Below are 23,335 nucleotides of genomic sequence, written 5' to 3' on the forward strand. Positions count from 1 at the left end.
CCGGGTTACCTAGGTTCGGGGCAGAAGGCCCGGACACATGGCGCGGCGCCGGCGGGAAGAATCCCGCGTGCCGCGCAAGGCATGGGACCGGCATGCGTATCGCGCTTTGCGTCAAGAAGGACATCCACGGCCTGCTCGCGGCCCGGATCCTGGCCGAACGCCTCCATTTCGCCGACCTCCGCTTCTTCTGCAGTGTGAAGACGCGGGATGCGGAGAATGCCGTTCCTGCCTTGAAGATCATGAAGCTGCTGGAACGCGATGTCGCCATCGACACCTTCGCGGCGTTGGAAACCGGCTTCGGCCAGGTGCCGCATCCCGATGAATGGACGCCGCTGCTGGATTTGAAGGCGGATGGCGGCGCGCGCCAGTTGCTGGATTTCCGGCCGGACCTCGTCATCTCCGCGCGCTTCTCGCTGATCTTCCCGCAGCGCGTGATCGATGCCGTGCCGCGCGGCATCATCAACGTCCATCCCGGCGCGCTGCCGGGCTATCGTGGCCTCTTCGCGCCCTTCTGGCAGATCCTGAAGCGCGAACCCGTGTTGGGCTGCACCGTGCACATGGTGGACCGGGGCATCGATACGGGCCCCATCCTCGGCATCGCGCGCGTGCCGCTCGACCCCTCCCGCTCCCTCATGGCGCATACGTCCGCGCTGTATCGCGGCGGCGTCGCCATCGCGGCGGAAGCGGCGACGACCATCGCGCAGGGCCGCATGCCGGCCGGCACCCCGCAGCCCGAGGGCGGCCATTACTACCGCTTCCCCGCGCCGGAGGATTTCGCGGCGCTGCCCGTGCCCATCGTCAACGCGCAGGATTTCGCGGAGGTCCTGGCCGCCGCCTTCCCGCCGCGCGAGCCCGCCGCCGCGGTGCGATGGAGCGCCGCCGCATGACGGGGGGCGCGTCCTTCGCCGCGCGGCTCGGCGGCGTCATCGCCATGATGCTGCTGCTGGGCTGCGGGCTGACGGCGGGCCTCAACTACCTGAAGTTCGAACGCATGCTGCTGGAACAGCAGGCGAAGGTGCTGGAGATCCTGGCCGTCGAACTCGGCGCCACGGTGGAGAATTCGCTGGCGCTCGGCGTGCGGCTGGCCGGCGTGCCGGGCGCGCAATCGCTGCTGGAACGGTCGCGCGCGGCGGAGCCGCTGATCGGCGGCCTCGCCATCGCGGACCCCGATGGCGTGGTGCTGTTCGACACGGATCGCCAGAACCTGGGCGCCACGCTGCCGCGTGGGCTGTTCGACCCCCGCGCCGCCGCGCACGCCTGGCGCTTCCAGGATGGCGCGCGGCACGGGATCGGCGTGCCCATCATCAACGGCTTCGGGCAAATCGAGGGCGCGGTGCTGCTGCGCTACGGGCGCGACGCGGTGGATGAACGCCTGACCGCCACGCTGCTCGGCATGGTGAAGGCCGGGCTGCTGGCGCTGGCCTTCGCCGTGCCGCTCGGCGTGCTCGGCATCCACCTGGTGACGCGCCAGGCCCGCCGCTGGTTCGCGGCGGTGGAGGGCGCGATGCAGCCAGGCGCGGCGCCGGAACCCCTCGCCGCCGGGCTGCAGCAGGCGATCGCGGAGGCCGATGCCGTGCTGACCGATGCCGAGCGCCAGCTGGAAGCCATCGCCGCCACCCTGCCCGAACCTGCCCCGGCCGAAACCACGCCCAGGATGGAGCCCGCCACGCCATGACCCCGGATCGCCGCCTGGTCGGCAGCGTCGTCGCCGTTGCCGTGCTGCTGCTGACGCTCGCCGTCGGCTTCGTCTCCTCCGCCGCGCTGCGCAGCTTCGAGACGGAGCTGAGGCCGGAGCTGGAGCGGGAGGCGACGGTGGTCGGCAGCATCGGCGCGCAGGCGGTGCAGCGGGCGCTCGACCTCGGCGTGCCCTTCGCCGGGCTGTCGGGACTCGATGAATACCTGGCCGGCCTGCTCTCGACGCGGGAGGGCCTGGCCTATCTGCTGCTGACCGATTCGTCGGGCCGCGTCGTCGCGGCGGCGGGTGGCGCGCCGGCGGAATTCGTGGGGCTGCCCGCGGGCACGGCCGTGCCCAGCCGCGGCGCGCTGATGCGCGTGCAGGGCGGCAGCTACGATGCCGCGCAGCCGCTGCTGGAGGAGGGGCAGGTCGCGGGGTGGCTGCATGTCGGCATCGCGCGCGCGCGCCTCGACACCGCGCTGGATGACATGCGGTGGGACGTGCTGATCGTGCTGCTGGTGGTGCTGCTGGCCACGGCTGAGTTCCTGCGCTTCATCCTCTCCCGCCTCGTCGCCGCGCCGATCGACATGGTGCTGCGGCTGCAGTCGCGCCTGGCGGGCGGGGACTGGACGGCGCGCGCGCCGGGGGAGATCGGCGGCGAAGCCGGGCGCGTCGCGCGCCACTTCAACGTGCTGGTCCGCCGCACCAATGACCGCTGGGACCGGTTGTGCTGGCTGGCGGCGGAAAGCGGCGCCGGCCGCCGCGCCGCGGCGGTGCTGGACGGCGTGCGGGACAGGCTGCGCTTCGGTGCCGCCGCGGTGCGGGAAGGGCTGGGCGGCGGTGCCGCTTCCGCGCGGCTGCCGCTGTTCCTGTTCGTCTTCGCCGAGCAGCTCTCCACCTCCTTCAACCCGATCTTCGCGATGGAACTCGCGGGCGGGCAGGCGGGGATGCTGGGGGCGGCACTGCCGCTCGTCACCTTCGTCGCCGCGGTGGCGCTGCTGACGCCCTGGGGCGGGCAGATGGTGTCGCGCCACGGGCCCCGCCGCGCGCTGCTGATGGGCATGGTGCCCGCCGGCATCGGCCATGTCGGTGCGGCCCTGGCGCCGGACCTCGTCACCCTTTCCGCCGCCCGCGCCATCTGCGGCGTCGGCTATGCCATCGTCACCATCGCCTGCCAGGTGCAGCTGGCGCGGGAGGCTTCGGCCGGCCGCCTGGCGCGCAGCCTGGGCGGCTTCACCGCGGCGGTGATGACGGGCGCGGTCTGCGGCACCGCCATCGGCGCCGTGCTGGCGGACCGGCTGGGCTTCCGGCTCACCTTCATCGCTTCCGCCGTCCTCGTCCTCGGCATCGCGGCGCTGGCCTGGCGCTGCATGCCGGCGGGCGGGCAGGAGGAGGAGAAGCGCGCCGGCCTGTGGCAGGCCGCCCGCGCATCCTTCGCCGAGCCGCATTTCGTGATGCTGGTGCTGCTGGCCGCGATCCCGGCCAAGGTGCTGCTGGGCGGCTTCATCTTCTTCCTGGCGCCGCTTGAACTGCGTGAACTCGGGCTCAGCCAGGCCGCGATCGGGCGCAACGTGATGCTCTATGGCCTCTGCATGCTGCCGGCCATCATGCTCGGCGCCTGGATCGCCGATCGGTCGGGCCGCGGCGGCAGCATCATCGTCGTGGCGGGGCTGCTGAACGGCGCGGGGCTGCTGGCGCCGCTGTGGCTGCCGGCGGAGACGGCGCTGCCGCTGGCGGTGATCGCGACCGGCTTCGCGCAGGGCCTGGCGGCCGCGCCGATGCTGGCGATGATCCCGACGCTCAGCCTGCGCCCGGGCGCGCCGAGTTCGGCCGCGATGATGAGTTTCCTGCGCCTGGCGGAACGCCTCGGCAGCGTGGTCGGCCCGCCGGCCGCGGCGGCGCTGTTGGCGGCCGGGGGCGGGCAGCAGGCGATGCTGGTGCTGGGCGTCGTCTCCGGCGCCATGGCGCTGGCCTATGCGCTGGCCCTGCTGGCGGGACGCACACGACGGGAGGCCTTCGCATGAGAATCGCACGGCGCGGCCTGCTGGCCGCCTCCACCCTCGTGCTCACGGCGCCCGCCATTGCGCAGGTGCGGCCCCATCGCATCACCATGCTGCTGTTCCGCGGGTGGGAGGAAGCCTGCGACGGCTTCCGGGACCATTTCGCCGCGCGCCGCATCCCCGTGGAACTCACGGTGCGGGACGTGGCGCAGGATTTGCGCCGCCTGCCCGCCATGGTGGCGGAGATCCGGGAGACCAAGCCGGACCTCGTCTATGTCTGGGGCACCTCGCTCGCCATCGCGGCGCTCGGGCCCTGGGACGCGGCCGATCCGGCGCGGCACATCACCGGCGTGCCGGTGGTGTTCAACATCGTCACCGATCCCGTCGGCAACCGCCTGGTGCGCAGCGGCGAATCGCCGGGGCGCGCGGTGACGGGCACGGAATACATCGCCTCGGTGGAGGTGCAGATGCGGGCCATGGCGCGCTACCGCCCCTTCAACCGCGTCGCCGCCATCTTCAACCCGAATGAGCGCAATTCGCTGTCCGTCGTCGCGCAGATGCGCGCGCTGCTGGGCGAGGGGCTGGTGGAGCTGCCGGTGGCGCTGAACGAGGCGCGGCGGCCCGACCCGGCCTCCATCCCCGGCCGGGTGGCGGAGGCGCGGGAGGCGGGGGTGGACTGGCTCTACATCCCGCCGGACACCTTCCTCAACGACCACCGCATGGTGCTGACGCAGAGCGCGCTGGACCACGGGCTGCCGACCTTCGCGGCCACCGAACGCTTCGTGCAATTCGCCGAGGGGCTCGCGGGCCTCGTCAGCCGCTACTACAGCGTCGGCGCCTTTACCGGCTTCAAGGCGGAACAGATCCTGCGGGAGGGCCGCGCCGCGGAGACCATCCCGGTGGAGACGCTGACCCGCATGTCCTTCCTTGTCCGCATGGACAGCGCGCGGCGCCTGCGGTCCTTCCCGCCGGTCGGCCTGCTGCGCGTGGCGGAGACGGTCTGACGCCATGCTGCTTCGATCCCGCATCCTGCTGCTGTTCGCCCTTGCCATGGCGCTTGTCGCGGCCTCCGTCGCCGTGCCCGCCTGGCTGGTGCTGCGCGATGGGGAGGAGCGCGCCGCCGCCCTCCGCGCCGGGCTGCAATCCGCCACGCTGCATGAGGCGGTGGAACGCGCCGCGGCACCGCTGCTGGCCGCGCTGCGCCAGGCCGCGGTGGATGAAGCGCTGATGGCGGCGCGCGCCGCGCATGACGAATCCGCGCTGCGCCAGCGCCTGGCGATGCTGCGGGCGGAACTCGGGCTCGATGGCCCCTCGGCGCGGATCGATATCGTGGGTGCGCAAGGACAATTGCTGGCGGCGGCGCCGGCTGTGGCGGAACCGCTGGCGAGCGGTGCTTCCGCGCTGCAGCGGGAGCTGCCGCGGGATGGCATCTCCGCCCGGTTCGAGGCAGCGGCGGATGGGCCGATGTTGCTGGTCGTCAGCCTGCGCACCGGCAGCGGGGACCTGCTGTCGGGCAGCATGCCGGCGGATGGCGCGCTGGGCGGCGTGGCGCGGCAGCTGGGCGCGGATCTGCTGCTGCGGGACCGGCAGGGCGCCGTGATCTTCGCCACCGACCAGGCGCTGCGCGACGGCGACGCGACACTGCGTGAGGGCCAGACCGTCAGCCTCGGCAGCCGCATCTTCCGGGTGGAGGCGACGCCGCTCTACAATTCTGCGGGGGCCCGCGTGGGCCAGGTGCTGGTGCTGGCCGATGCGACGGCGGAAGCGCAGTCCCGCCAGCTTCTGCTGCTGCTGGCCGGCGCGCTGCTGGTGGTGGCGGCCGCCGTCACCTGCGGGCTGCTGTATCGCGTGATCCGCGACGCCATCGACCCCCTCAGCGAATTGGCGCGGGCGCTGCAGGCGGTGGCGGGGGGCGACATCTTCGCCTCCGCCGCCATCGCCGCGCGGCGGGACGAGGTCGGCGCCATCCAGGCGGCGCTGGAGGCCCTGCGCAGCAACACCCTGGCGCTGGACCGGCTGCAGACCCGCAACCGCCTCTCCTCCCTGCGGGAGCGCGCGCTGATCGGGCAGGAGATCGCGCGCCTGACCGCCGTGCTGGACGGGCCGGAGCGCGACGAGATCCTGGGCCTGCTGGAGGGGGAGGGCGCGGCACTCGGCCCGGCCTTCGCGCGGCTGTCCGGCCATGTCGTGCAGCAGCACGCCGCGATGGCGCAGCTGCTGGAGGAGCGGACGCGCGACCTCGCTTTGGTGCGCCAGGCGCTGGAGGAACGCACCCAGCTGAACCGGATGCGGGAGGAGCTGGACGTCGCGCGCCGCCTGCAGCTGTCCTCCGTGCCCACCACCTTCCCGCAGATGCCGGAGTTTCGCCTGCACGCGGCGATGGTGCCGGCGAAGGAGGTCGGTGGCGATTTCTGCGACTTCGTGATGCTGGACGAACACCGGCTCGCGCTGCTGATCGGCGATGCCTCCGGCAAGGGCGTGCATGCCGCCATCTTCATCGCCATGGCCCGCACCCTGCTGCGCGCCGCCATCAGCCGTGGCCTGAGCCCGGCGGAGGCGCTGGCCCAGGCGAATGACGTGCTGTCCACCGACAATCCCACCATGATGTTCGCCACGGTCTTCGCCGCCGTGCTGGATTGTCGCACGGGCCTGCTGACCTACGCCAATGCCGGCCACAACCCGCCCCGCCGCCGCGGCAGGCTGGGGGAGGCGGAGCTGCCAGTGGCGCGCGGCATCGCACTCGGCGTCATGGACGGGATGGAGTTCATGGACCAGCACGTCGTCCTGGATGCCGGCGACATGGTGCTGATGTTCACCGATGGCGTGACGGAAGCGGTGGCGCCCGGCGACATCCTGTTCGGCGACGACCGCCTGGCCGCCATCATGGTCGATCCCGCGCTGGCGGAACCCGCGCAGCTCGTCGATGCCGTCGCGCGGCATGTCGAGGCCTTCGCGGATACCGAGCCGCAGGCGGATGACATCACCATGCTGGCACTGCACTGGCGTGGTGCCGTGCCGCCTGCAATGCCGGCGGATCCCGGCACGGCGGTGCTGGCTTGCGCGTAGCGGTTTCGGCAGGGGGCTGACATGGCGGCGATCCGGCTTTCCTGCCAGCGCGATGATAAGGCGGTCGGCCAGCTTCTCGACAGCATCGAGGAGCATCTGGTCGATGCCGGCGCGGAGATGAAGGAGGCGATGCAGCTTCGCCTGGTGGCGGAGGAGATCGTCACCAACATCGCCCGCTGCGCCTGGCCGGAGGGACAGGCCGGCATCCTGCATGTGGAGCTGGAGGCCGCCGCCGGCACGGCGGGGCTGCGCGTCCGGCTGACCACCATCGATGATGGCACGCCCTTCGATCCGACCGCGCAGCAGGACCCCGAAATCGATGCGGGGATCGATGACCGCGCCATCGGCGGCCTCGGCATGTTCCTGGTGCGGGAGATGACGGACGCGCAGCATTATGCGCGGGAGCAGGGCGAGAACCGATTCTCGGTGGAGCGGCTTTTCCCCCGCGCGGCATAAACCCTGGCGTAACCCTATCGCGGCATCATCCGGATGCCCGCAGGACGCGGCGCGTGCCGGGAACCCGGGTCATGAAGACCGACGGTATCCCCTCCATCGCCCCGCCTGTCAGGGAAACACCCGCCGATGAACGCTGTCACCAAGCCCGGTTTCGTGGAAATCGACGATTCGATGCTGGCCGCCGTCGTGGGCGGCAGCGGCGCCATCCAGTCCAGCACCCAGGCCAGCGATGGCAAGGAGGATGATGTCGAATACGGCGTCGCGATCAGCGGGCCGGTGGTGAAGTCCGACGGCGTCGGCGTGGGCGCGATGGTGTCGACGACGAAGGAGATCGGCGGCGTGACGGTGACCGGCCAGGCCGGCGCCTTCGCCGGCGCGGGCTACGAGGTTTCGGTGACCGGTGTCGGTGCTTCCGCCGGCGCGGGCGCCTTCGCCTCCATCAGCGGCACGAAGACGGAAGGCAACGTCACCACGACAGTCACGGCGGAAGCCGCGGCCGGCATCATGGTCGGCGCGCAGGTCGGCGTGACGAATGTCGGCGTCTCCGGCGTCGCGGGCATCGGCGGCACCGTCAGCGTCACGGTGGAGACCGAGCATAATCTGGGCAAGGGCGTGACCGCCACGACGGGCACGACGACGGAAGTCGGCGTCAAGGCCGGCGTCGAGGGGCAGATGAGCGTCGGCGTCACCGGCGTGAAGGGCGGCGCGGAAGTGATGGCGGGCGCCTACAGCTCCATCACCGCCACGGCCACCATCGGCACCAAGGAAGCCTCCGGCACCGGCTCCGTCGGCTATGTCGATCCGGGCTCGGCGGGTGTCGGCCTCAATGGCCAGGCGGGGCTGGACAAGGGCAAGGTCACGCTGGGTGTGGGCGGAGAGGCCGCGGTGGGCATCGGCGGGCTGAACGCCGGCGTCAGCGTCACCGTCGATACCAAGCCGGTTGCGGATGGCGTGGAGAAGGGCGCCGCGGCGACAGCCGATGCCGCCGTGAAGGCGGCCGCCGAAGCCAAGGCCATCGCGGACAAGGTGGCGGTGGACAAGGCGGCGGCCGATGCGAAGGCCGCGGCGGACAAGGCGGCAGCCGATGCCAAGGCGGCGGCGGACAAGGCTGCGGCCGACGCCAAGGCGGCGGCTGAACAGGCGGCGGCGCAGGCCAAGGCGGCGGCGGAAAAGGCGGCGGCCGATGCCAAGGCGGCGGCTGAACAGGCGGCGGCGCAGGCCAAGGCGGCGGCGGAAAAGGCGGCGGCCGATGCCAAGGCGGCGGCGGAGAAGGCGGCCGCCGATGCGGCGAACAAGGCGAAGAACGCGGTGAAGAGCGCGGGCAAGAAGATCCGTCGCGCCTTCCGCTTCTGATCGCCCGGCGGGGCGCCGGCCCCCCAGGATCAGCGCCCCGTTGCGACGCCTTCCCCCTTCACGCCCGATCGCGGATGCACGCCCATGGAAAATCCCGGCAAGGTTCCGTTGTTCCGTGCCGAAGCCGTCGCCTCCGCCACCTCCGTCACCACGGTGGAGGATGCGCTGGAAGTGGTGCCGCCCCCGCTGAAGATCCTCTGGGGCGTGCTGGGCGCGCTGACGCTCGGCCTCATCGGCTGGTCGGCCGTCACCAACGTGCCGGTCAAGATCAACGGCCAGGGCATCCTGCTCTCCGCCGGCGGGCTGACCGACATCGTCTCCGACACCGAGGGGCGGGTGGTGGAATTCACCGCGCGGCCGGGTGACCTCGTCACCGCCGGCAGCGTGGTCGCGGTGGTGGACCAGGCGGAGCTTCGCCTGCAACTCTCCGCGGCCGAGGGCGAATTGCGGGACGCGCAGACCGCGCGGGCGGAAATGCGCCGCTTCCAGGACCGCGAACAGGCCGCGGATCGTGCCTGGCGCGCGGCGCGGGATGAAGGGCTCGCCCGCAGCCTGCGCGCCGCGCAGGATCGCCTCCGCCTGCTGACGGAGCGGGAGGGCGTGGTGCGGGACCTCGCGGACCGGTCTCTGGCCACGCGGGACCGCGCCATCGGCGCGCAGATCGAGTTGTTCGGCGTGCGCGACCAGATCGAGAGCCTGCAGAACGAACGCCGCGTGCTGGAGATGGACGCGATGATGCGCCAGACCCAGCGGGAGCGGGACCTGCTGACCGCCGACCAGCGCGTGGCGACGGCGGACCGCCAGGTGACGACGCTGAACGACCGCATCTACCGGATGGGCGCCGTGCGGTCGCCCTTCGATGGCCGCGTGGTGGAAGCGAAGGCGAATGTCGGGCAGGTGGTCAGCCGCGGCGGCCCGCTGCTGACGCTGGTGCGCAGCGACACGGAAGCGGGCACGGGATCGCTGGTGGGCCTGGTCTATGTCGGCGCGCAGGACGGCAAGAAACTGCAGCCGGGCATGGTGGTGGATCTGTCGCCGGCCACGGCGCCGTCGCAGGAATACGGCTACCTGCGCGGCCGCGTGCTGCGGGTGGCGGATACCCCGGCCAGCAGCGCGGGCATGCTGCGCACGCTGCAGAACGATGCGCTGGTCTCCGAATTCCAGCGCAACCAGCGCACGCTGTTCGAGGTGAACATCGAATTGCAGCACGATGCGCGCGGCCGCCATGTCTGGTCTGGCGGCAGCGGCCCCGCCTTCTCCATCGAGGGCGGCACGCCGGTCGGCATGCAGGCCACGGTGCGCCAGGTGCGGATGATCGCGCTCGGCCTGCCCGCCTTGCAGCGATGGTTGGGGGAGGATGTGCGCGTCACGACCGATAGCGCCACCGCGCCGGCCGCGACCACCGTGGCGCAGCGGTGATGGCGATGCGCACGCCGACCATCCTGCAGGTGGAGGCGGCGGAATGCGGCGCCGCCGCACTCGGCATCATCGCCGCGCATCATGGGTTGTGGCTGACGCTGGAGGATCTGCGCGCGCGCTGCGGCGTGTCCCGCGATGGCAGCAAGGCGCAGCACATCGTCGCCGCGGCGCGGGAGCTGGGCTTCGAGGTCCGCGCCGTGCGCTGCGAGCCGGAGGCGCTGGACCAGGCCGATTGCCCCGCCATCCTGCATTGGGGCATGGACCATTTCCTGGTGCTGGAAGGAAAGTCCGGCGGGATGTGGTGCGTGAACGATCCCGCCCGCGGCCGCCGCCGGGTGGATGACCGGGAGCTGCGCCGGCAGTTCAGCGGCGTGCTGCTGATGATGAAGCCCGGCCCCGCCTTCCAGCGCGGCGGCAGCGCGCCGAATGCGCTGCGCGGCCTGGCGGATCGCCTGCGCGGCGGCAGCGCCGCCGTCTGGCTCGCCATCGGGATCAGCCTGATGCTGGCGGTGCCGGGCGTGTTGCAGCCGAGTTTCCGGCAGGTCTTCCTCGACCGCGTCATGTCGGCGGGCATCGTCGCCTGGCTGTGGCCGATCGTGCTAGTGGTCTTCGGCGCGGGGTTGTTCGCCGCGCTCTGCACCTGGATGCAGAAGACGCTGCAGCACAATCTGGAAACCCGCGTCGCGGTGCGCGGCGGGATCGAGTTCATGGAACGCGTGCTGCGCCTGCCGCTGTCCTTCTACGGCCAGCGCGGCGCGGCGGGCATCGCGGACCGCGTGATGCTGAATGACCGCGTCGCCGGCACGGTGGCGCGGGAGATCGGCGGCACCATGCTCGCCCTCATCATGGCGGTCACCTACCTGGCGGTGCTGGTGCTGTTCGACTGGCGGCTCGGCCTCGTCTCCGCGCTCGGCGCCGCGACGCTCGGCATCGCGCTGCTGCTGCTCTCGGCGCGGCTGAGGGAGGAACAGCAGCGCCTGCTGAACGAACAGGGGCTGGAGGATGCGGAGGCCAAGCAGGGGCTGCGCATGATCGACAGCTATCGCGCCAGCGGCACGGAGGCCCTGCTGTTCGACCGCCTGACGGCGCGCCGCGCGCGGGCGCTGAATTTGCGGCAATCGCTGATGCTGGGCCGGGCCGCCCTGAAGCACCTGCCGGGGCTGGTCACCACCATCGCCGCGGCGGCGGCCATCGCGGTGGGCGGCGGCCTCATCATCGATGGGCAGATGTCCATCGGCGCCATGGTCGGCTTCCTGTTCCTGCAATCCGCCTTCCTGGCGCCGGTCGGGCGCCTGGTGCAGCTGGGTCCGCGGTTGCAGGAGGCCGGCGCCAATCTCCGCCTGCTCGACGACACGCTGCGTCATCCCTTGTCCGAAGAATTCACGAAGCCGCCGCCCGCGCCGCGCCTCATCCGGCGCCTGCAGGGGAAGGTGGAGCTGCGCGACGTCACCTTCGGGCATTCGCGCCGCGCCGCGCCCCTCATCACCGGCGTGTCGCTGGTGATCGAGCCGGGCGAGCGCGTCGGCATCGTCGGCGCCTCGGGCTCCGGCAAATCGACGCTCGCGCTGCTGGCGGCGGGGCTGCACGAGCCCTGGTCGGGGGAGGTGCTGCTGGACGGCAAGCCGATCCGCGACATCCCCCGCGCCGTGCTGCGGCAGAGCGTGCAGGTGGTGGACCAGAACGGCTTCCTGTTCACCGGCACCATCCGCGACAACATCGCGATGTGGGACCCGACGGTGTCGGAGGAACGGCTGCACGCCGCGGCCCGCGACGCGGTGATCCACGACTTCATCCTGGACCGGCGCGAAGGCTACGCCTTCCCCGTCGCCGGCGGCGGCACGAATCTGTCCGGCGGCCAGCGCGCGCGTATCGAGATCGCCCGCGCCCTGGTGCAGGACCCGCGCATCCTGGTCTTCGACGAGGCGACGGCCGCGCTGGATGACGAGACGGAGGCCGAGCTGCTCTCCAGCATCCGCCGTCGCGGCGCGACCATGCTGGTGATCGCGCATCGCCTGGCGCCGCTGCGCGACTGCGACCGCGTGGTGGTGATGGAGCGCGGCACGATCGTGGAGATGGGCCCGCCCGGGGAACTGGCGGCGCGCCGCGGCGCCTTCGCCCGGCTGATGTTGCAGGAGGCCTGAGATGGATACGCTCACCTCGACACTCCCGATCGAGACCCTCGACCGCCGCTTCCAGCAGCCCCCGCGCAGCCTGGCGGAGCCCGGCGGCTTCTGAGTGCTGGAGGGTGGCGAAGCCGATCTGTTTGCCGCGATGGAGGGGCTGGATGACGGCGTGGCGCCGCCCGGCCCCTACCTGTTCGTGGGAAGGCTGGAAGCGGGCAGCCTGGTGGTCGGGCACGGGTCCGACATCGAATGCCTGGTGATCCGCCCCGCCGCCGGCGCCCTGCTGCGGCGCCTGCCGCATCTCGGCGCGCTGGGCGGCGCGGAGGCGGTGCTGGAGGCGATGCAGGGCTGGGCGGGCGTGCTGGCCCAGGGGCTCGGCGCGCGGCTCTGGCGGCCTTCCAACATCGACCGCGTGGCACGGCCGGGCCGGATGCTGCAACTGGCGGACCGGCAATCCGCCACCGCGCGGGGGGAGGGCGCCTGGCTGCGCCTGCCGCCGCAGGGGGCCATGCTGCTCGGGCTGGAACAGGTCTCGGGCCTGATGCCCCTGCCGCCCCAGGCCTGGCTGGTCGCGGGTTCGGCCTTCGAGGCCCCGGTCTTCGCCGCCCTGCCGGCGGAGGCGCTGGAGGAAGCGGCCACCGGCATCGCCGCCTATACGGATGCCTGCGTCGCCATGCTGCCCGGGTTGCGCAGCCTGGCGGAGATCGACGAAAGCGGGCGCCTGGAACAGCGCACGCGGCAGGACCGGGAAGCCGAAAGCCGCACCGCCGGCATCGCCGCCGCCCTGCTGCACGCGCCCCCACCGGCAGAAGCCGATCCGGGCCAGGACGAGGCGCCGCTGTTCCTGGCCATGGTGGCGGTCGCGAAGGCCGCGGGCCTGCGCCCGCGCATCACGCGGCCGATCCGGCTGCGCGAACAGGATATCGACACGCCGCCGACGATGGAGGAGATCGCCCGCGCCTCCGGCCTGCGGCTGCGGCAGGTGGCGCTGCCCGGCGATTGGTGGAAGCGCGACCTCGGCCCGCTGCTGGGGCGGGAGGAAGGGGGCGATGCGGTGGCGCTGCTGCGGGATGGCGGCCGCTACGCCATCCACAAGCAAGGCGCCGCCGCGGTGGCGGTGACGGAGGCGGTGGCCGGCACGCTGGAAGCGCGCGGCTGGACGCTGATCGAACCGCTGCCGGACCAGCCGCTGGGCTGGCCGCAATTGCAGCACTTCGTGCATCCGCATGGGTCGGACAAGGCGCTGGCCATCGGGGCGGCCATCATCGGCGCCTTCCTCGGCCTTGGCATGCCGGTCGCGATGTCCTTCGCGACGGGGTCGCTGATCCCGGGCGGGAACCGCTTCGGGCTGGTCGAACTCGGCATCGCGCTGGCCTGCGTGGGGCTGGCGAATTTCGTCGTGCAGATGGCGGGTGACATCGCCAAGCACCGCATGACGGCCACGATGGAGGCGCCGCTGCATGCCGCGCTGTGGGACCGGCTGCTGCGCCTGCCGATCCCGGTGCTGCGGCGGCACAGCCCGTCCGAACTGGCGTCGCGCCTCGGCGTCGCGCTGGCCGTGCCGCTGGGGCGCAAGAACTACCGCCTGGCGATGATCGGCGGGATCGCGACCTTCACCACCGCCATGGCGGCGCTGTTCGCCTATATCCCGATGGCCGCCGTGGTGGCGCTGCCGCTGATCCTGCTGCAGCTCGGCCTGTCCATCGGCGCGGGCATCCTGAAGACGCGCGCCCATGCCGCCAGCCTGGCGCAGACCGGCGCCGCCGATGCGCTGGCGATCGAGGCCGTGAGCGGCATCACCAAGCTGCGCCTGGCCGGCGTGGAACAGCGCCTGCTGGCCCGCTGGGCGGAGCGCTTCATGGCGCTGCGCGGCAGCAAGCTGGCGGAGGAGCATGTGGAGACCTGGCACGCCGCCATCTCCGCCGCGCTGACCTTCATCGCGCTCGGCCTGCTGTTCGTGGTCTTCGCGGCCGGCGATCCCGGCGCGAAGCCCGCGGTGGTCGGCTTCCTGATGGCCTTCATGATCGCCAATGGCGCGGCTTCCGGCTTCGGCGCGGCCTTCATGGGCTTCCACCCGCTGAACGCGATGCGCGACCATGCGGCGCCCTTGATGCAATCCCTGCCTGAGGCGACGGCCGGGCGCATCGATCCCGGCCGCCTGTCCGGCCACCTGTCCCTGTCCAACGTCGCCTTCGCCTATGAGGGGGCGGAACAGCCGGTCTTCCGGGGGCTGGAGCTGGAGGTGGAGGCGGGCGAGTTCGTCGCCATCATCGGCCGGTCGGGCTGCGGGAAATCCACGCTGGTGCGGCTGCTGCTGGGGCTCGAAAGGCCGCATTTCGGATCCGTGGCCTATGACGGGCAGGACCTCGCCTCGCTCGACCTCGGCCTGCTGCGGCGTCGCGTCGGCACCGTGCTGCAGGGCGCGACCCTGCCGCCCGGCGCGCTGATCGACACGCTGCGCGGCTTCAGCGACGCGACGGAGGCGCAGATCTGGGCCGCGCTGGAAGGCGCCGCCATCGCCGAGGATGTGCGGGCCATGCCGCTGGGCCTGCGCACGCCCATCGCCGATGCGTCGCAGGTGCTGTCGGGCGGGCAGGTGCAGCGGCTGCTGCTGGCGCGCGCGCTGGTGAACCGGCCGGATGTGCTGATCCTGGACGAGGCGACGAGCGCGCTGGACCCCACCACCCAGGCGGTGACGACGCGGACGGTGGCGGGCATGACCTGCACGCGCATCGTCATCGCCCACCGGATGGAGACGATCCGCGGCGCCGACCGCATCGTGGTGATCGAGGAAGGCCGCGTCGCCCATGCCGGGCGGTTCGAGGAACTGGTCGAGGCCGGGGTGATCGAGGCGGGGTGAGACGCCCTATCGCGCGTCCGGATAATCCCGCGCCGGGCGTGGCCGGAAGGGCGGCAGGGACCAGCCGCGCCAGATGGACAGTCCGCGCAGCGTGAAGCCGATCGCGATGCCGGAGACCAGCGCCACGTCGCGCGGCAGGGGGGCCAGGCGCAGCACCACATAGGCCGTGGCGGCGGCCATGGCGGCGGTGATGTAGATCTCCTTCCGCAGGATCAGCGGCAATTCGTTGCAGACCACGTCTCGGATGATGCCGCCCGCCGTCGCCGTGACCGCGCCGAGCAGCACTGCGGCCCAGGGGTTGGCGCCGGCGATCAGCGCGATCTCCGCCCCCAGCACGGCATAGAGCGCGAGGCCCACCGCATCCGCCCACAACAGCGCCTTGAAGCGGCTTTCCACGCGATGGGCGAAGAAGAACACCAGGATGGCGGCGGCGGCCGCGATGGCGGGCAGTTCCGGCGATTTCAGCCAGAAGATCGGCGTGCGTCCCAGCAGCAGGTCCCGCACCGTGCCACCGCCGAAGCCGGTGATGACGCCGATCAGCACGAAGCCCACGATGTCCATCTGCTTCCGGCTGGCCACCAGCGCGCCGGATGCGGCGAAGACCGCGATGCCCAGCAGGTCGAGGACCCGGAGCCCCGTATCGAAGGCGTCCAACGCCCTATTCCGCCGCCGCCGGCACGGCCCGCGCGCGCAGCGCCGCGCCTTGCGCGCTGCCCATGCAGAACAGCGACGCCACCAGCAGCGCGGCGGCCAGCGGGAACACCATCCAGGCCAGGCCGAGGTCGATGAGCCAGCCGAAGGGCACCGGCGTGATGGCGCCGCCGAGCGGCAGGCCGGAGGAGACGAAGCCGAACACCTTCCCCATCTGCCCCGGCGGGATGGCGTTCTTCAGCATCACGTCGCGTGGCGTCCGCGACGACCCCATCAGCAGCCCCGATGCCGCGGCCACCGCCGGCAGCAGCCATTCCGGCATCGGCACCAGGCCGAGCGAGAGCAGCAGCGCCGCCGATGCGATGGTGGTGGATATCACGAAGACGAGGTGCCGCGTGGACCGGTCCGCATACCAGCCGCCCACCAGCGTGCCGCCCGTGGCGCCGACCATGTAGGCCGTGAGCGCCAGCGACGCGACCGCGACCGGCGTGCCCCACAGCGTGCCCAGCACCGTGATGCTCCAGGTCTGGATCGCGCTGCCCGCCATGGCGGAAAGCAGGAAGAAGGCGAAGAACAGCAGGATGGGGCGGGACAGCAGCAATTCGCGCCCGCCCGGCCCGGTGGCGCGGTCCTTCGGCTTCGCCTGGTCCTTCAGGATGCGGCCCTGCCACTGGATGGCCAGCACCACCGGCACGCCGATCAGCCCCAGCACCAGCAGCGCCATGCGCCAATCCATCACCAGCAGCATCGCCGCCACCACCGGCGGCCCGGCCGCGAAGCCAAGATTGCCGGTGAAGGTGTGCATGGCGAAGGCCCGCCCGATGCGCGACGGATGGATGGAGGCGCCAAGGATCGCGTAGTCCGCGGGATGGATCACCGCATTGCCGACGCCCGACAGGATGGCCAGCAGCAGGATCGCCCAATAGCCCGGCGCGAAGGCCATGGCCGCGATGGACAGCGCCATCAGAGCCACGCCGCCGAGCAGGAAGGGCATGGCCCCGTGCCGGTCCACCAGGAACCCCACCGGCGTCTGCAAGGCCGCTGTGACGCCGGCCATCAGCGCCACCGCCAGGCCGAGCGTCGCGAAGGAGACATCGAACTCCGCCTGCCACACCAGGAACAGCGGCGGCAGGCACAGCATGTAGAAATGGCTGAGGAAATGCCCGGTGCCGATCAGCGCCAGCACGCGGGCGTCCCGGTGCGGGGCGTCTTGATGCGGTGCGTCGGCGGTCTCGGCGGGCATGCGGTGGGCTCCGGGGATGGCCCCACGCTGCGCCCCGGCCCCGCGCCCGGTCAATCGCCGGGATCGCAGGGCAGCTACGCCGCCAGGCTGTCCCGGATCAGCCCCACCAGCGGCGCCACCACCTGGCTGCGGCCCGTCTCATCCCCGAAGACCGCCATCTCCACCACGCCGAGCGGCGGCAGGCCAGGCACCTCCCGCAGCCCCGGCGGGAAGCCGCTGCGCCCCAGCACGGTCAGCGCGAAGCCCGCCTGCGCCGCCGCGGCCAGGCCCAGCAGGCTGTCGCAGGTGAAGACGGCCTCGAACCCCATCCCCGCGCGGGCCAGGGCAGCGAGGGCGCGTTCGCGGAACATGCAGCCCTCCGGCAGCAAGGCCAGCGGCAGCGGGCGGCCTTCCGGCGGCTGCCAGTCGGCGGCGGCGGCCCAGACCACCGTCTCCGTCCATATGGGCACGCCCGCCGTCTCCCCATCCCGCCGCTTCCCCAGCACCAGGTCGAGCCCCCCCTTGGCCTGCTTGGCGCGGAGTTCGTGGCTGCGCCCCACCTCCACCTCCAGCCGCACCTCGGGATAGGTGGTGGCGAAGCGGGCGAGCATCGGGGCCAGGCTGCGGGGGACGAAATGGTCGGCGACGCCGAGGCGCAGCCGACCCGCGACGGGGGGCGCCACCAGGCGGCGCACGGCTTCGTCATTCAGGGCCAGCATCCGGCGCGCATAGGCCAGCAGCGTCTCACCCTCCCGCGTCAGGGCCACGCGGCGGCTGGTGCGCTGGAAGACGGGGCGGCGGACCAGATCCTCCAGCCGCTTCACCTTCAGGGAGATGGCGGATTGCGTCAGGCCGAGCGCGCTGCCGGCGGCGGTGAAGCCGCCCTGCTCCGCCACCGTCACGAAGCAGCGCAGCAGATCGAGGTCGAGGTCGGGAATGCGCATCGCCCGATGATCCACAATGGATCGGCCGGGATCAATGAAGGGAAGACATGAAAAAGGCGCGGCAGGTTTCCCCGCCGCGCCCCGGATCCGTCACCCGCTGGGGTGATCAGATCTCCTCGTCGTAGCCACCGCCATCGTCATAGCCGCCGCCATTGTCATAGGCCTGGGCATCGTCGCCATAGGCGGGCGCTTCCGGTGCCGCCGCGCCGGCATCCGCCGCGCCGGAGGTCGGCGCTTCCGCCGCCTGCGCGCCGCCGCCGCCGAGGGCGGACATCAGCATGCTGCCCATCATCATGCCGCCGGCCACGCCGACCGCCGTCATCATCGCGGTGCCGAGGAAGCCGCGGCCGCCGCCCTGCTGCATCGCGGCCGGGTTGTAGCCCGGCGGATACTGCGGCTGCGGGCGGGGCGGCATCGCCGCGGGGCGCGCGGCGCCGCCGCCGAACATGCCGCCGAACATCCCGCCGCGATTCTGCTGGGCCTGGCCCTGGCGCTGGGCGTTCTCCAGCTCCCATTCCAGCTGCTGGATGCGGTTCTGCATCTCGACCAGCGCGTGCTCCTGCACGAAGGCGGTCTGGGTGATGCGGTAGCGCGCTTCCGGATAGCGGTTGAACAGGTCGGAGATCAGCGCATCGGCTTCCCGGTCCACCGGGGGAAGCGGCTGCGCGGCCTGCTGCTGCTGGCCGCCGAACGCCCCCCAGGGCGAGGCCGGGCGCGCCGGCGCCGCGTTCGCCGCGCCGCTCACCCGCTCCACATAGCCGGTGATGATCCGGCGTTCCTCGTCCGTCATGTCTCTCTCATTCCCTTGGCAGGAAGTCCGGCCGCGATGCGGTCCGGGCGGGCGGGTGGGGCCGGCAGGGTGCCCGCGCTACCTTACCGGCATTTAACGTGGGCCGAAGGTGGCCCGGCGCGACGCGCTTTTCAAGCGGGGTGGGTGTTACGTTTCACGCACCGATCCGCGCGGGCAGGTTCAGCCGCCGCCATTCGATCGCCGGGCAGCGGTCCATCACCACGACCAGCCCCGCCGCCCGCGCGCGCGCGGCCGCGGCTTCGTCCACCACGCCCAATTGCAGCCAGACGGATTTCGCGCCGAGGGCGATCGCCTCATCCACCACCGCGCCGGCCTCCGCGCTGCGACGGAAGATGTCCACCATGTCGAGCGGCCCGGCCGCCGCCAGTGTCGCGGCGACCTCGCGGCCCAGGATGGCCTTGCCCGCCAGCACCGGGTTCACCGGCGTCGCGTCATAGCCGCGGGCGAGGAGAAAGCCGAAGACCCCGTGGCTCGGCCGGTCCGGGCGGTCGGAGGCGCCGACCACGGCGATTCGCCGCGTGGCCAGCAGAAGGTCCCGGATGGTGGTGTCGTCGGCGGCGATCATGGCGCTGTTCTGCACCCTTCCGTCAGGGCCGCAAAGGGCGTGGCGCGAAGCGGATGAAACAGAGGCCCGATTGCCCGGTTTCCCGCCCGCGCGTGATGATGCGGCATGCGCATCCTGATGCTCCTGGCGGTCCTGCTGTTCCCCCTGCAAGCCGGCGCGCAGGCGCGCCCGGCGGCCGATGTCGCCGGCGGGCGGGACCACCCGCTGGTCGGCCGCTACGAAGGCGCCACGATGCGGTTCCAGCATGCGCGGGAATTCGACGAATTCCGCATGATCAACCGCCGGGTCACCAGCCGCGACACGCGTGAAGCCGGTGCCCGAATCAGTGACCGCAACGCCATGCCCGTATCCGGCCGCGCCGTTCGGCTGCGGTATGAGGTGCCGGAAGGACGTTCGGCGCTGGAGGTGATGCGCAACCACCAGGAACGCCTGGCCGCCAATGGGTTCGAGACGCTCTTCGCCTGCCGCGACAATGAATGTGGCGATCCCTCGGAGATGTGGTCCGCGGTCCGCGACACCGTATCGGGGGCGAATGCCGGGCTGCTCGCGGGCTGGTCGAGCCTGCTCTACACCGTCGCGAAACTGTCGCGGCCGGAGGGTGACGTGCATGTCGCCATCCTGGTCAACGCCACCAGCCAGCGGTCCCAGGTGCTGGTTGATGTGGTGGAAAGCCGGCCGATGCAGTCCGGGCGCATCGTCTTCGTCGATGCCTCCGCCATGCAGCAGGCGGTGGAGCGCACGGGCCGTGTCGCGCTGTATGGCATCCAGTTCGGCTTCGACAGCGCGGAGATCCTGCCGGCCTCCCGCCCGACGCTGGAGGAGGTGGCGAAGTTCCTCCGCGCCAATCCCGCGCTGAACGTGATCGTCGCCGGGCACACGGACGGGCAGGGGGCCTTCGACTACAACGTGCAGCTTTCCACGCGCCGGGCGCAATCGGTGGTGGCGGCGCTGACGCGGGAATGGGGCATTGCCGCCGCGCGGCTGACGCCCTTCGGCGCCGGCATGGCCGCCCCCATTGCCAGCAACGACAATGATGCCGGCCGCCAGCAGAACCGCCGGGTGGAGATCGTGAAGCGGTAGCCCTTCCCACCTGACGCAATCGGTTGCACGCTCCCCTCACTGATCCGAGAGGGAGTGCCATGAGCCTGGTCGTCGAGCATCTGGAAGGCACGGAGTTCCAGAAATCCCGCGCCTTCTCCCCCGCTGTCATCACGTCTGGCGGTCGCACCGTCTGGCTTTCCGGCCAGACCGCGACGCAGGACCTTGAAGGCAACGATATCAACTGGGATTTCGAGAAGCAGGTGAGGACCTGCTACGCGCTGATCGACCGCACGCTGAAGCGCGCCGGGGGCGATCTTTCCAGCCTGGTCTGGACCACGGTCTACATCCTGGACCCGCGCCACGGGGACCAGCTGGTGAAGCTGCGGGCGGAGCATTTCCCGGGTGGCCGGTTCCCGTGTTCCGCGCTGCTGACGGTCAGCGCCTTCGCGCGGCCTGGCATCGTGGTGGAGATCCAGGGCATCGGGGTGGTGCCATGAACCGCCGTTCGCTGCTGCTGGCCGCCCCGGCGCTGGTCCTGGCCGGCGGCGCCCGCGCGCAATCCTTCCCGACGCGCCCCATCCGCCTGATCGTCACCATCGGTGCCGGTTCGGCCGCGGATATCCTGTCCCGCGCGCTGGCCGATGAACTCGGTCGGCGGCTCGGCCAGTCCGTGGTGGTGGAGAACCGGCCTGGTGCCGGTGGCAACATCGCGGGCGATGTCGTGAAGCGCGCCGATCCGGATGGCCACACGCTGCTGATGGCGACGGTGTCCACGCATGGCATCAACCCCGCGCTCTACCGGACCATGCCTTTCGACCCGGTGGCGGATTTCGCGCCCATCACGCTGGCGGCCACCAGCCCCAACGTGCTGGTGGTGCATCCCGACAGCCCCTATCGCAGCGTGGCCGACATCGTCGCCGCGGCGCGGGCCAGGCCGGGGGAGCTGACCTATTCCTCCGGGGGCTCCGGCACGTCGCAGCATCTCGGCGGCGCGGTGCTGGAGCAGATGACGGGTGTGCGGCTGACGCATGTGCCGTTCCGCTCGGCGCCGGAGAGCATCAATGCGGTGCTCGGCCAGCAGACGGTCATGACCTTCGCTTCCGTCCCCGCCGCGCTCGGCATGGCGCAGGGCGGGCGGCTGCGGCCGATCGGGTTGTCGGGGCTGCGGCCGATGGCGAGTTGGCCGGAGGTGAAGCCGCTGGCGGAGTTGGGCCTGCCCGGCTTCGACGTGACGGCCTGGTTCGGGCTCGTTGGCCCCGCGCGCACGCCTGCCGCGGTGGTGGAGCAGATCAACGCCGCGACCCGCGCGGCGCTGGAGGTGCCCGCTGTGCGGGAGAGGCTGGCGGGGCAGGGGATGCAGGTGCTGGAGGGTGGGCCGGCGGAATTCGCTGCCTTCATCCGCAGCGAGATCGCGCGCTGGGCGCCGATCGTGCGGGCCAGTGGCGCGACGGCGGATTGATCTGGCTGTCCGAAGGGGGAGCGCCGCTCCCCCTTCAACTGATAACGATCCAGGGTCGTTTCGACCCTGGCTGATGGGGTCCGGGGAAGGCAGCGCCTTCCCCGAATCCTACCGCGCTGCCGGTCGCAACTCCGTCGCCATCGTCCGCTCGTCGTTCCGCGCGTTGTAGGTATAGCCTCGTCGCGCCGCCCAGATATTCACCTGGTGGTGCAGCGGGATGATGGCGAGGTCCTCCATCGCGATGCGCGTGGCCTGCTGGTACAGCGGCTCCCGCGCCGCCGGGTCCAGCGTCTGCAGCGCGCGCCCCAGCACCTCATCCAGCCGAGGGCTGGAATACCCGCTGCGGTTCACCGCCCCCCAGCCGCGGGAGGGTTCGTTGGTGGCGATCAGGGATTGCAGCGGGCTGTCGGGCTCCCCGGTGCCGGTGCCCCAGCCCAGCAGGCCGACGCTGAATTCCGCCCGAGCGGCGCGGCCGAAGAAGGTGGCGGAGGGCTGTGCTTCCACCCGCACGCGCAGCCCTGCGCGCGTCCAGCCCTGCGCGATGGCCTGCAGCACGCGGTCATCGTTGATGTAGCGGTCATTGGGCCCGCCGAGGACGATCTGGAAGCCCTGGGGATAGCCGGCCTCCGCCAGCAGGCGGCGCGCGCGGTCGGGGTCGAAGGGATCGGGCCGCAGGCTCGGATCATGCCCCATCACCCCCGCCGGCAGCAGCTGCCCCGACGCCACCGCCTGCCCGTTCATCACCGATCGCACGATGCCGTCGCGATTGATGGCCAACGACAGCGCGCGCCGCACCCGCGCGTCCCGCAGCGGGTTGTCGATGGCATTGCCGGCGAGGTCCGTGACCCCCGGCGTCCGCGCCCGCGCGTGATCGACATAGAGGTAGATGTTGCGCACGCCCGGGGTCGAGAACACGCCGAGGTTCGCATTCTGCGCCAGCCCCGCGACTTCGTCGGTGGGCACCTGGTCGATCAGCTGCACGTCGCCCGCGCGCAGTGCCGCAACCCGTGAAGCCGTATTGGTGATCAGCAGGAAATTCACCCGCTCCCACGGTTCCTTCGGGCCGTCATACTCGTCGTTGCGCGTCAGCTCGAACCGGCTGCCCGGTGTCCAGGACCGGAAGCGGTAGGGGCCGGTGCCGATGGCGGCGCGGCCATTGTTGAAGTCGGCGGTGGAGCTTTCGCGGTCCGCCCCGCGCACCAGCATCAGCCCCGCCATCTGGTTCGGCAGCAGCGGATGGGGGCCATCCGTGTGCAGGCGGATGGTGTGCGGGTCCACGATCTCCACGCGGTTGATGCGGCGCGTATAGATGGTGAAGCGGCCGGGGCTGTTCGGCACATTGGCGACGCGGTCGATGTTCGGCGCGAAATCCGCCGCGGTGAACGGCGTGCCGTCATGCCAGCGCGCGGTCCGGCGCAGCGTGAATTCCCAGGTGGTCTGGTCGATCGCCCGCCATCCCGTGGCGAGTTCCGGCTTCAGCCCCAGCTTCTCATCCTGCCCGACGAGGGCCTGGTAGATATGCTGGTGGATCGCGACATTGCTCGTCAGCGCGTGGAAATGCGGATCGACGGAGGTGACGGCCGCGCCATAGCCGATCCGCACCTCCTGCGCCGCGACGGGCATGGCGAGCACCGCCGATGCCAGACCCGCAACCCATGCTCGCCGCATCCTCATCGTCCCTGATCCTTTT

The 23,335-nt window shown here is 71.8% G+C and carries 19 protein-coding genes; 13 read left to right on the forward strand and 6 right to left on the reverse strand.

What is annotated here, in order from left to right:
• The first annotated feature begins 92 nt into the window (after positions 1-92).
• The 10 genes from ACTIE5_RS24780 (at position 93) to ACTIE5_RS24825 (ending at position 14,952) form a co-directional block, all read left to right on the forward strand.
• Positions 93-887 carry a formyltransferase family protein gene (locus ACTIE5_RS24780; protein WP_439552407.1) on the forward strand — a complete coding sequence of 265 codons (795 nt, stop codon included), beginning with the start codon at positions 93-95 and terminating at the stop codon, positions 885-887.
• Entirely contained in the window at positions 884-1,675 is a 792-nt protein-coding gene (locus ACTIE5_RS24785; RefSeq protein ID WP_439552408.1) for a hypothetical protein, read from the forward strand. Before ACTIE5_RS24780 ends, ACTIE5_RS24785 begins: the two co-directional genes overlap by 4 nt.
• Positions 1,672-3,699 carry an MFS transporter gene (locus ACTIE5_RS24790; RefSeq protein WP_439552409.1) on the forward strand — a complete coding sequence of 676 codons (2,028 nt, stop codon included), beginning with the start codon at positions 1,672-1,674 and terminating at the stop codon, positions 3,697-3,699. The genes ACTIE5_RS24785 and ACTIE5_RS24790 overlap by 4 nt, the downstream gene beginning before the upstream one ends.
• On the forward strand, positions 3,696-4,679 hold the full coding sequence (locus ACTIE5_RS24795; RefSeq protein WP_439552410.1) for an ABC transporter substrate-binding protein: 984 nt from the start codon (positions 3,696-3,698) through the stop codon (positions 4,677-4,679). Before ACTIE5_RS24790 ends, ACTIE5_RS24795 begins: the two co-directional genes overlap by 4 nt.
• A gap of 4 nt (positions 4,680-4,683) precedes the next feature.
• Entirely contained in the window at positions 4,684-6,741 is a 2,058-nt protein-coding gene (locus ACTIE5_RS24800) for a SpoIIE family protein phosphatase (RefSeq protein ID WP_439552411.1), read from the forward strand.
• A 21-nt stretch (positions 6,742-6,762) separates the two neighbouring features.
• A complete protein-coding gene (locus ACTIE5_RS24805) occupies positions 6,763-7,197 on the forward strand; it encodes an ATP-binding protein (protein ID WP_439552412.1) in 435 nt (144 codons plus the stop codon).
• A 126-nt stretch (positions 7,198-7,323) separates the two neighbouring features.
• Entirely contained in the window at positions 7,324-8,550 is a 1,227-nt protein-coding gene (locus ACTIE5_RS24810; RefSeq protein ID WP_439552413.1) for a hypothetical protein, read from the forward strand.
• Between the two features lie 84 nt (positions 8,551-8,634).
• Positions 8,635-9,969 (forward strand): NHLP bacteriocin system secretion protein, encoded by a 1,335-nt coding sequence (locus tag ACTIE5_RS24815; RefSeq protein ID WP_439552414.1) that lies wholly within the window; start codon positions 8,635-8,637, stop codon positions 9,967-9,969.
• Positions 9,970-9,974: 5 nt separating this feature from the next.
• A complete protein-coding gene (locus ACTIE5_RS24820) occupies positions 9,975-12,110 on the forward strand; it encodes a cysteine peptidase family C39 domain-containing protein (protein ID WP_439552415.1) in 2,136 nt (711 codons plus the stop codon).
• Positions 12,111-12,204: 94 nt separating this feature from the next.
• Positions 12,205-14,952, forward strand: coding sequence for an ATP-binding cassette domain-containing protein (locus ACTIE5_RS24825; protein ID WP_439552416.1), 2,748 nt, complete (start codon positions 12,205-12,207; stop codon positions 14,950-14,952).
• Between the two features lie 6 nt (positions 14,953-14,958).
• On the opposite strand, the gene ACTIE5_RS24830 is transcribed toward ACTIE5_RS24825, so the two are convergent.
• The 5 genes from ACTIE5_RS24830 to ACTIE5_RS24850 form a co-directional block, all read right to left on the reverse strand.
• Complete coding sequence (locus tag ACTIE5_RS24830) at positions 14,959-15,606, reverse strand: trimeric intracellular cation channel family protein (protein ID WP_439552417.1); 648 nt, start codon at positions 15,604-15,606, stop codon at positions 14,959-14,961.
• Between the two features lie 4 nt (positions 15,607-15,610).
• A complete protein-coding gene (locus ACTIE5_RS24835; RefSeq protein WP_439552418.1) occupies positions 15,611-16,846 on the reverse strand; it encodes an MFS transporter in 1,236 nt (411 codons plus the stop codon).
• 74 nt (positions 16,847-16,920) lie between these two features.
• Positions 16,921-17,769, reverse strand: coding sequence for a LysR family transcriptional regulator (locus ACTIE5_RS24840; RefSeq protein ID WP_439552419.1), 849 nt, complete (start codon positions 17,767-17,769; stop codon positions 16,921-16,923).
• Between the two features lie 106 nt (positions 17,770-17,875).
• A complete protein-coding gene (locus ACTIE5_RS24845) occupies positions 17,876-18,559 on the reverse strand; it encodes a DUF2076 domain-containing protein (RefSeq protein ID WP_439552420.1) in 684 nt (227 codons plus the stop codon).
• 154 nt (positions 18,560-18,713) lie between these two features.
• On the reverse strand, positions 18,714-19,145 hold the full coding sequence (locus ACTIE5_RS24850) for a CoA-binding protein (protein WP_439552421.1): 432 nt from the start codon (positions 19,143-19,145) through the stop codon (positions 18,714-18,716).
• Between the two features lie 105 nt (positions 19,146-19,250).
• Between ACTIE5_RS24850 and ACTIE5_RS24855 the strand changes: the two genes are divergently transcribed.
• From ACTIE5_RS24855 to ACTIE5_RS24865, 3 genes are read left to right on the forward strand one after another with little or no spacing between them, the layout of a single operon-like run.
• Positions 19,251-20,225 (forward strand): DUF4892 domain-containing protein, encoded by a 975-nt coding sequence (locus ACTIE5_RS24855; RefSeq protein ID WP_439552422.1) that lies wholly within the window; start codon positions 19,251-19,253, stop codon positions 20,223-20,225.
• A gap of 59 nt (positions 20,226-20,284) precedes the next feature.
• Positions 20,285-20,683, forward strand: a complete 399-nt coding sequence (locus ACTIE5_RS24860) for a RidA family protein (RefSeq protein WP_439552423.1) — start codon at positions 20,285-20,287, stop codon at positions 20,681-20,683.
• Positions 20,680-21,645 (forward strand): Bug family tripartite tricarboxylate transporter substrate binding protein, encoded by a 966-nt coding sequence (locus ACTIE5_RS24865; protein ID WP_439552424.1) that lies wholly within the window; start codon positions 20,680-20,682, stop codon positions 21,643-21,645. Before ACTIE5_RS24860 ends, ACTIE5_RS24865 begins: the two co-directional genes overlap by 4 nt.
• Before the next feature lie 108 nt (positions 21,646-21,753).
• On the opposite strand, the gene ACTIE5_RS24870 is transcribed toward ACTIE5_RS24865, so the two are convergent.
• Positions 21,754-23,319: an ABC transporter substrate-binding protein gene (locus tag ACTIE5_RS24870; protein ID WP_439552425.1), complete on the reverse strand. Its 1,566-nt coding sequence runs from the start codon at positions 23,317-23,319 to the stop codon at positions 21,754-21,756.
• Between the last annotated feature and the right edge of the window lie 16 nt (positions 23,320-23,335).

Origin of the sequence: Falsiroseomonas sp. (assembly GCF_051859025.1) — a bacterium.
Lineage (GTDB): Bacteria > Pseudomonadota > Alphaproteobacteria > Acetobacterales > Acetobacteraceae > Falsiroseomonas.

Coding starts and splice junctions, on each gene's coding strand:
- ACTIE5_RS24780 (WP_439552407.1), top strand. CDS start 93: ATGCGTATCGCGCTTTGCGTCAAGAAGGACATCCACGGCCTGCTCGCG.
- ACTIE5_RS24785 (WP_439552408.1), top strand. CDS start 884: ATGACGGGGGGCGCGTCCTTCGCCGCGCGGCTCGGCGGCGTCATCGCC.
- ACTIE5_RS24790 (WP_439552409.1), top strand. CDS start 1,672: ATGACCCCGGATCGCCGCCTGGTCGGCAGCGTCGTCGCCGTTGCCGTG.
- ACTIE5_RS24795 (WP_439552410.1), top strand. CDS start 3,696: ATGAGAATCGCACGGCGCGGCCTGCTGGCCGCCTCCACCCTCGTGCTC.
- ACTIE5_RS24800 (WP_439552411.1), top strand. CDS start 4,684: ATGCTGCTTCGATCCCGCATCCTGCTGCTGTTCGCCCTTGCCATGGCG.
- ACTIE5_RS24805 (WP_439552412.1), top strand. CDS start 6,763: ATGGCGGCGATCCGGCTTTCCTGCCAGCGCGATGATAAGGCGGTCGGC.
- ACTIE5_RS24810 (WP_439552413.1), top strand. CDS start 7,324: ATGAACGCTGTCACCAAGCCCGGTTTCGTGGAAATCGACGATTCGATG.
- ACTIE5_RS24815 (WP_439552414.1), top strand. CDS start 8,635: ATGGAAAATCCCGGCAAGGTTCCGTTGTTCCGTGCCGAAGCCGTCGCC.
- ACTIE5_RS24820 (WP_439552415.1), top strand. CDS start 9,975: ATGCGCACGCCGACCATCCTGCAGGTGGAGGCGGCGGAATGCGGCGCC.
- ACTIE5_RS24835 (WP_439552418.1), bottom strand. CDS start 16,846: ATGCCCGCCGAGACCGCCGACGCACCGCATCAAGACGCCCCGCACCGG.
- ACTIE5_RS24840 (WP_439552419.1), bottom strand. CDS start 17,769: ATGCGCATTCCCGACCTCGACCTCGATCTGCTGCGCTGCTTCGTGACG.
- ACTIE5_RS24845 (WP_439552420.1), bottom strand. CDS start 18,559: ATGACGGACGAGGAACGCCGGATCATCACCGGCTATGTGGAGCGGGTG.
- ACTIE5_RS24850 (WP_439552421.1), bottom strand. CDS start 19,145: ATGATCGCCGCCGACGACACCACCATCCGGGACCTTCTGCTGGCCACG.
- ACTIE5_RS24855 (WP_439552422.1), top strand. CDS start 19,251: ATGCGCATCCTGATGCTCCTGGCGGTCCTGCTGTTCCCCCTGCAAGCC.
- ACTIE5_RS24860 (WP_439552423.1), top strand. CDS start 20,285: ATGAGCCTGGTCGTCGAGCATCTGGAAGGCACGGAGTTCCAGAAATCC.
- ACTIE5_RS24865 (WP_439552424.1), top strand. CDS start 20,680: ATGAACCGCCGTTCGCTGCTGCTGGCCGCCCCGGCGCTGGTCCTGGCC.
- ACTIE5_RS24870 (WP_439552425.1), bottom strand. CDS start 23,319: ATGAGGATGCGGCGAGCATGGGTTGCGGGTCTGGCATCGGCGGTGCTC.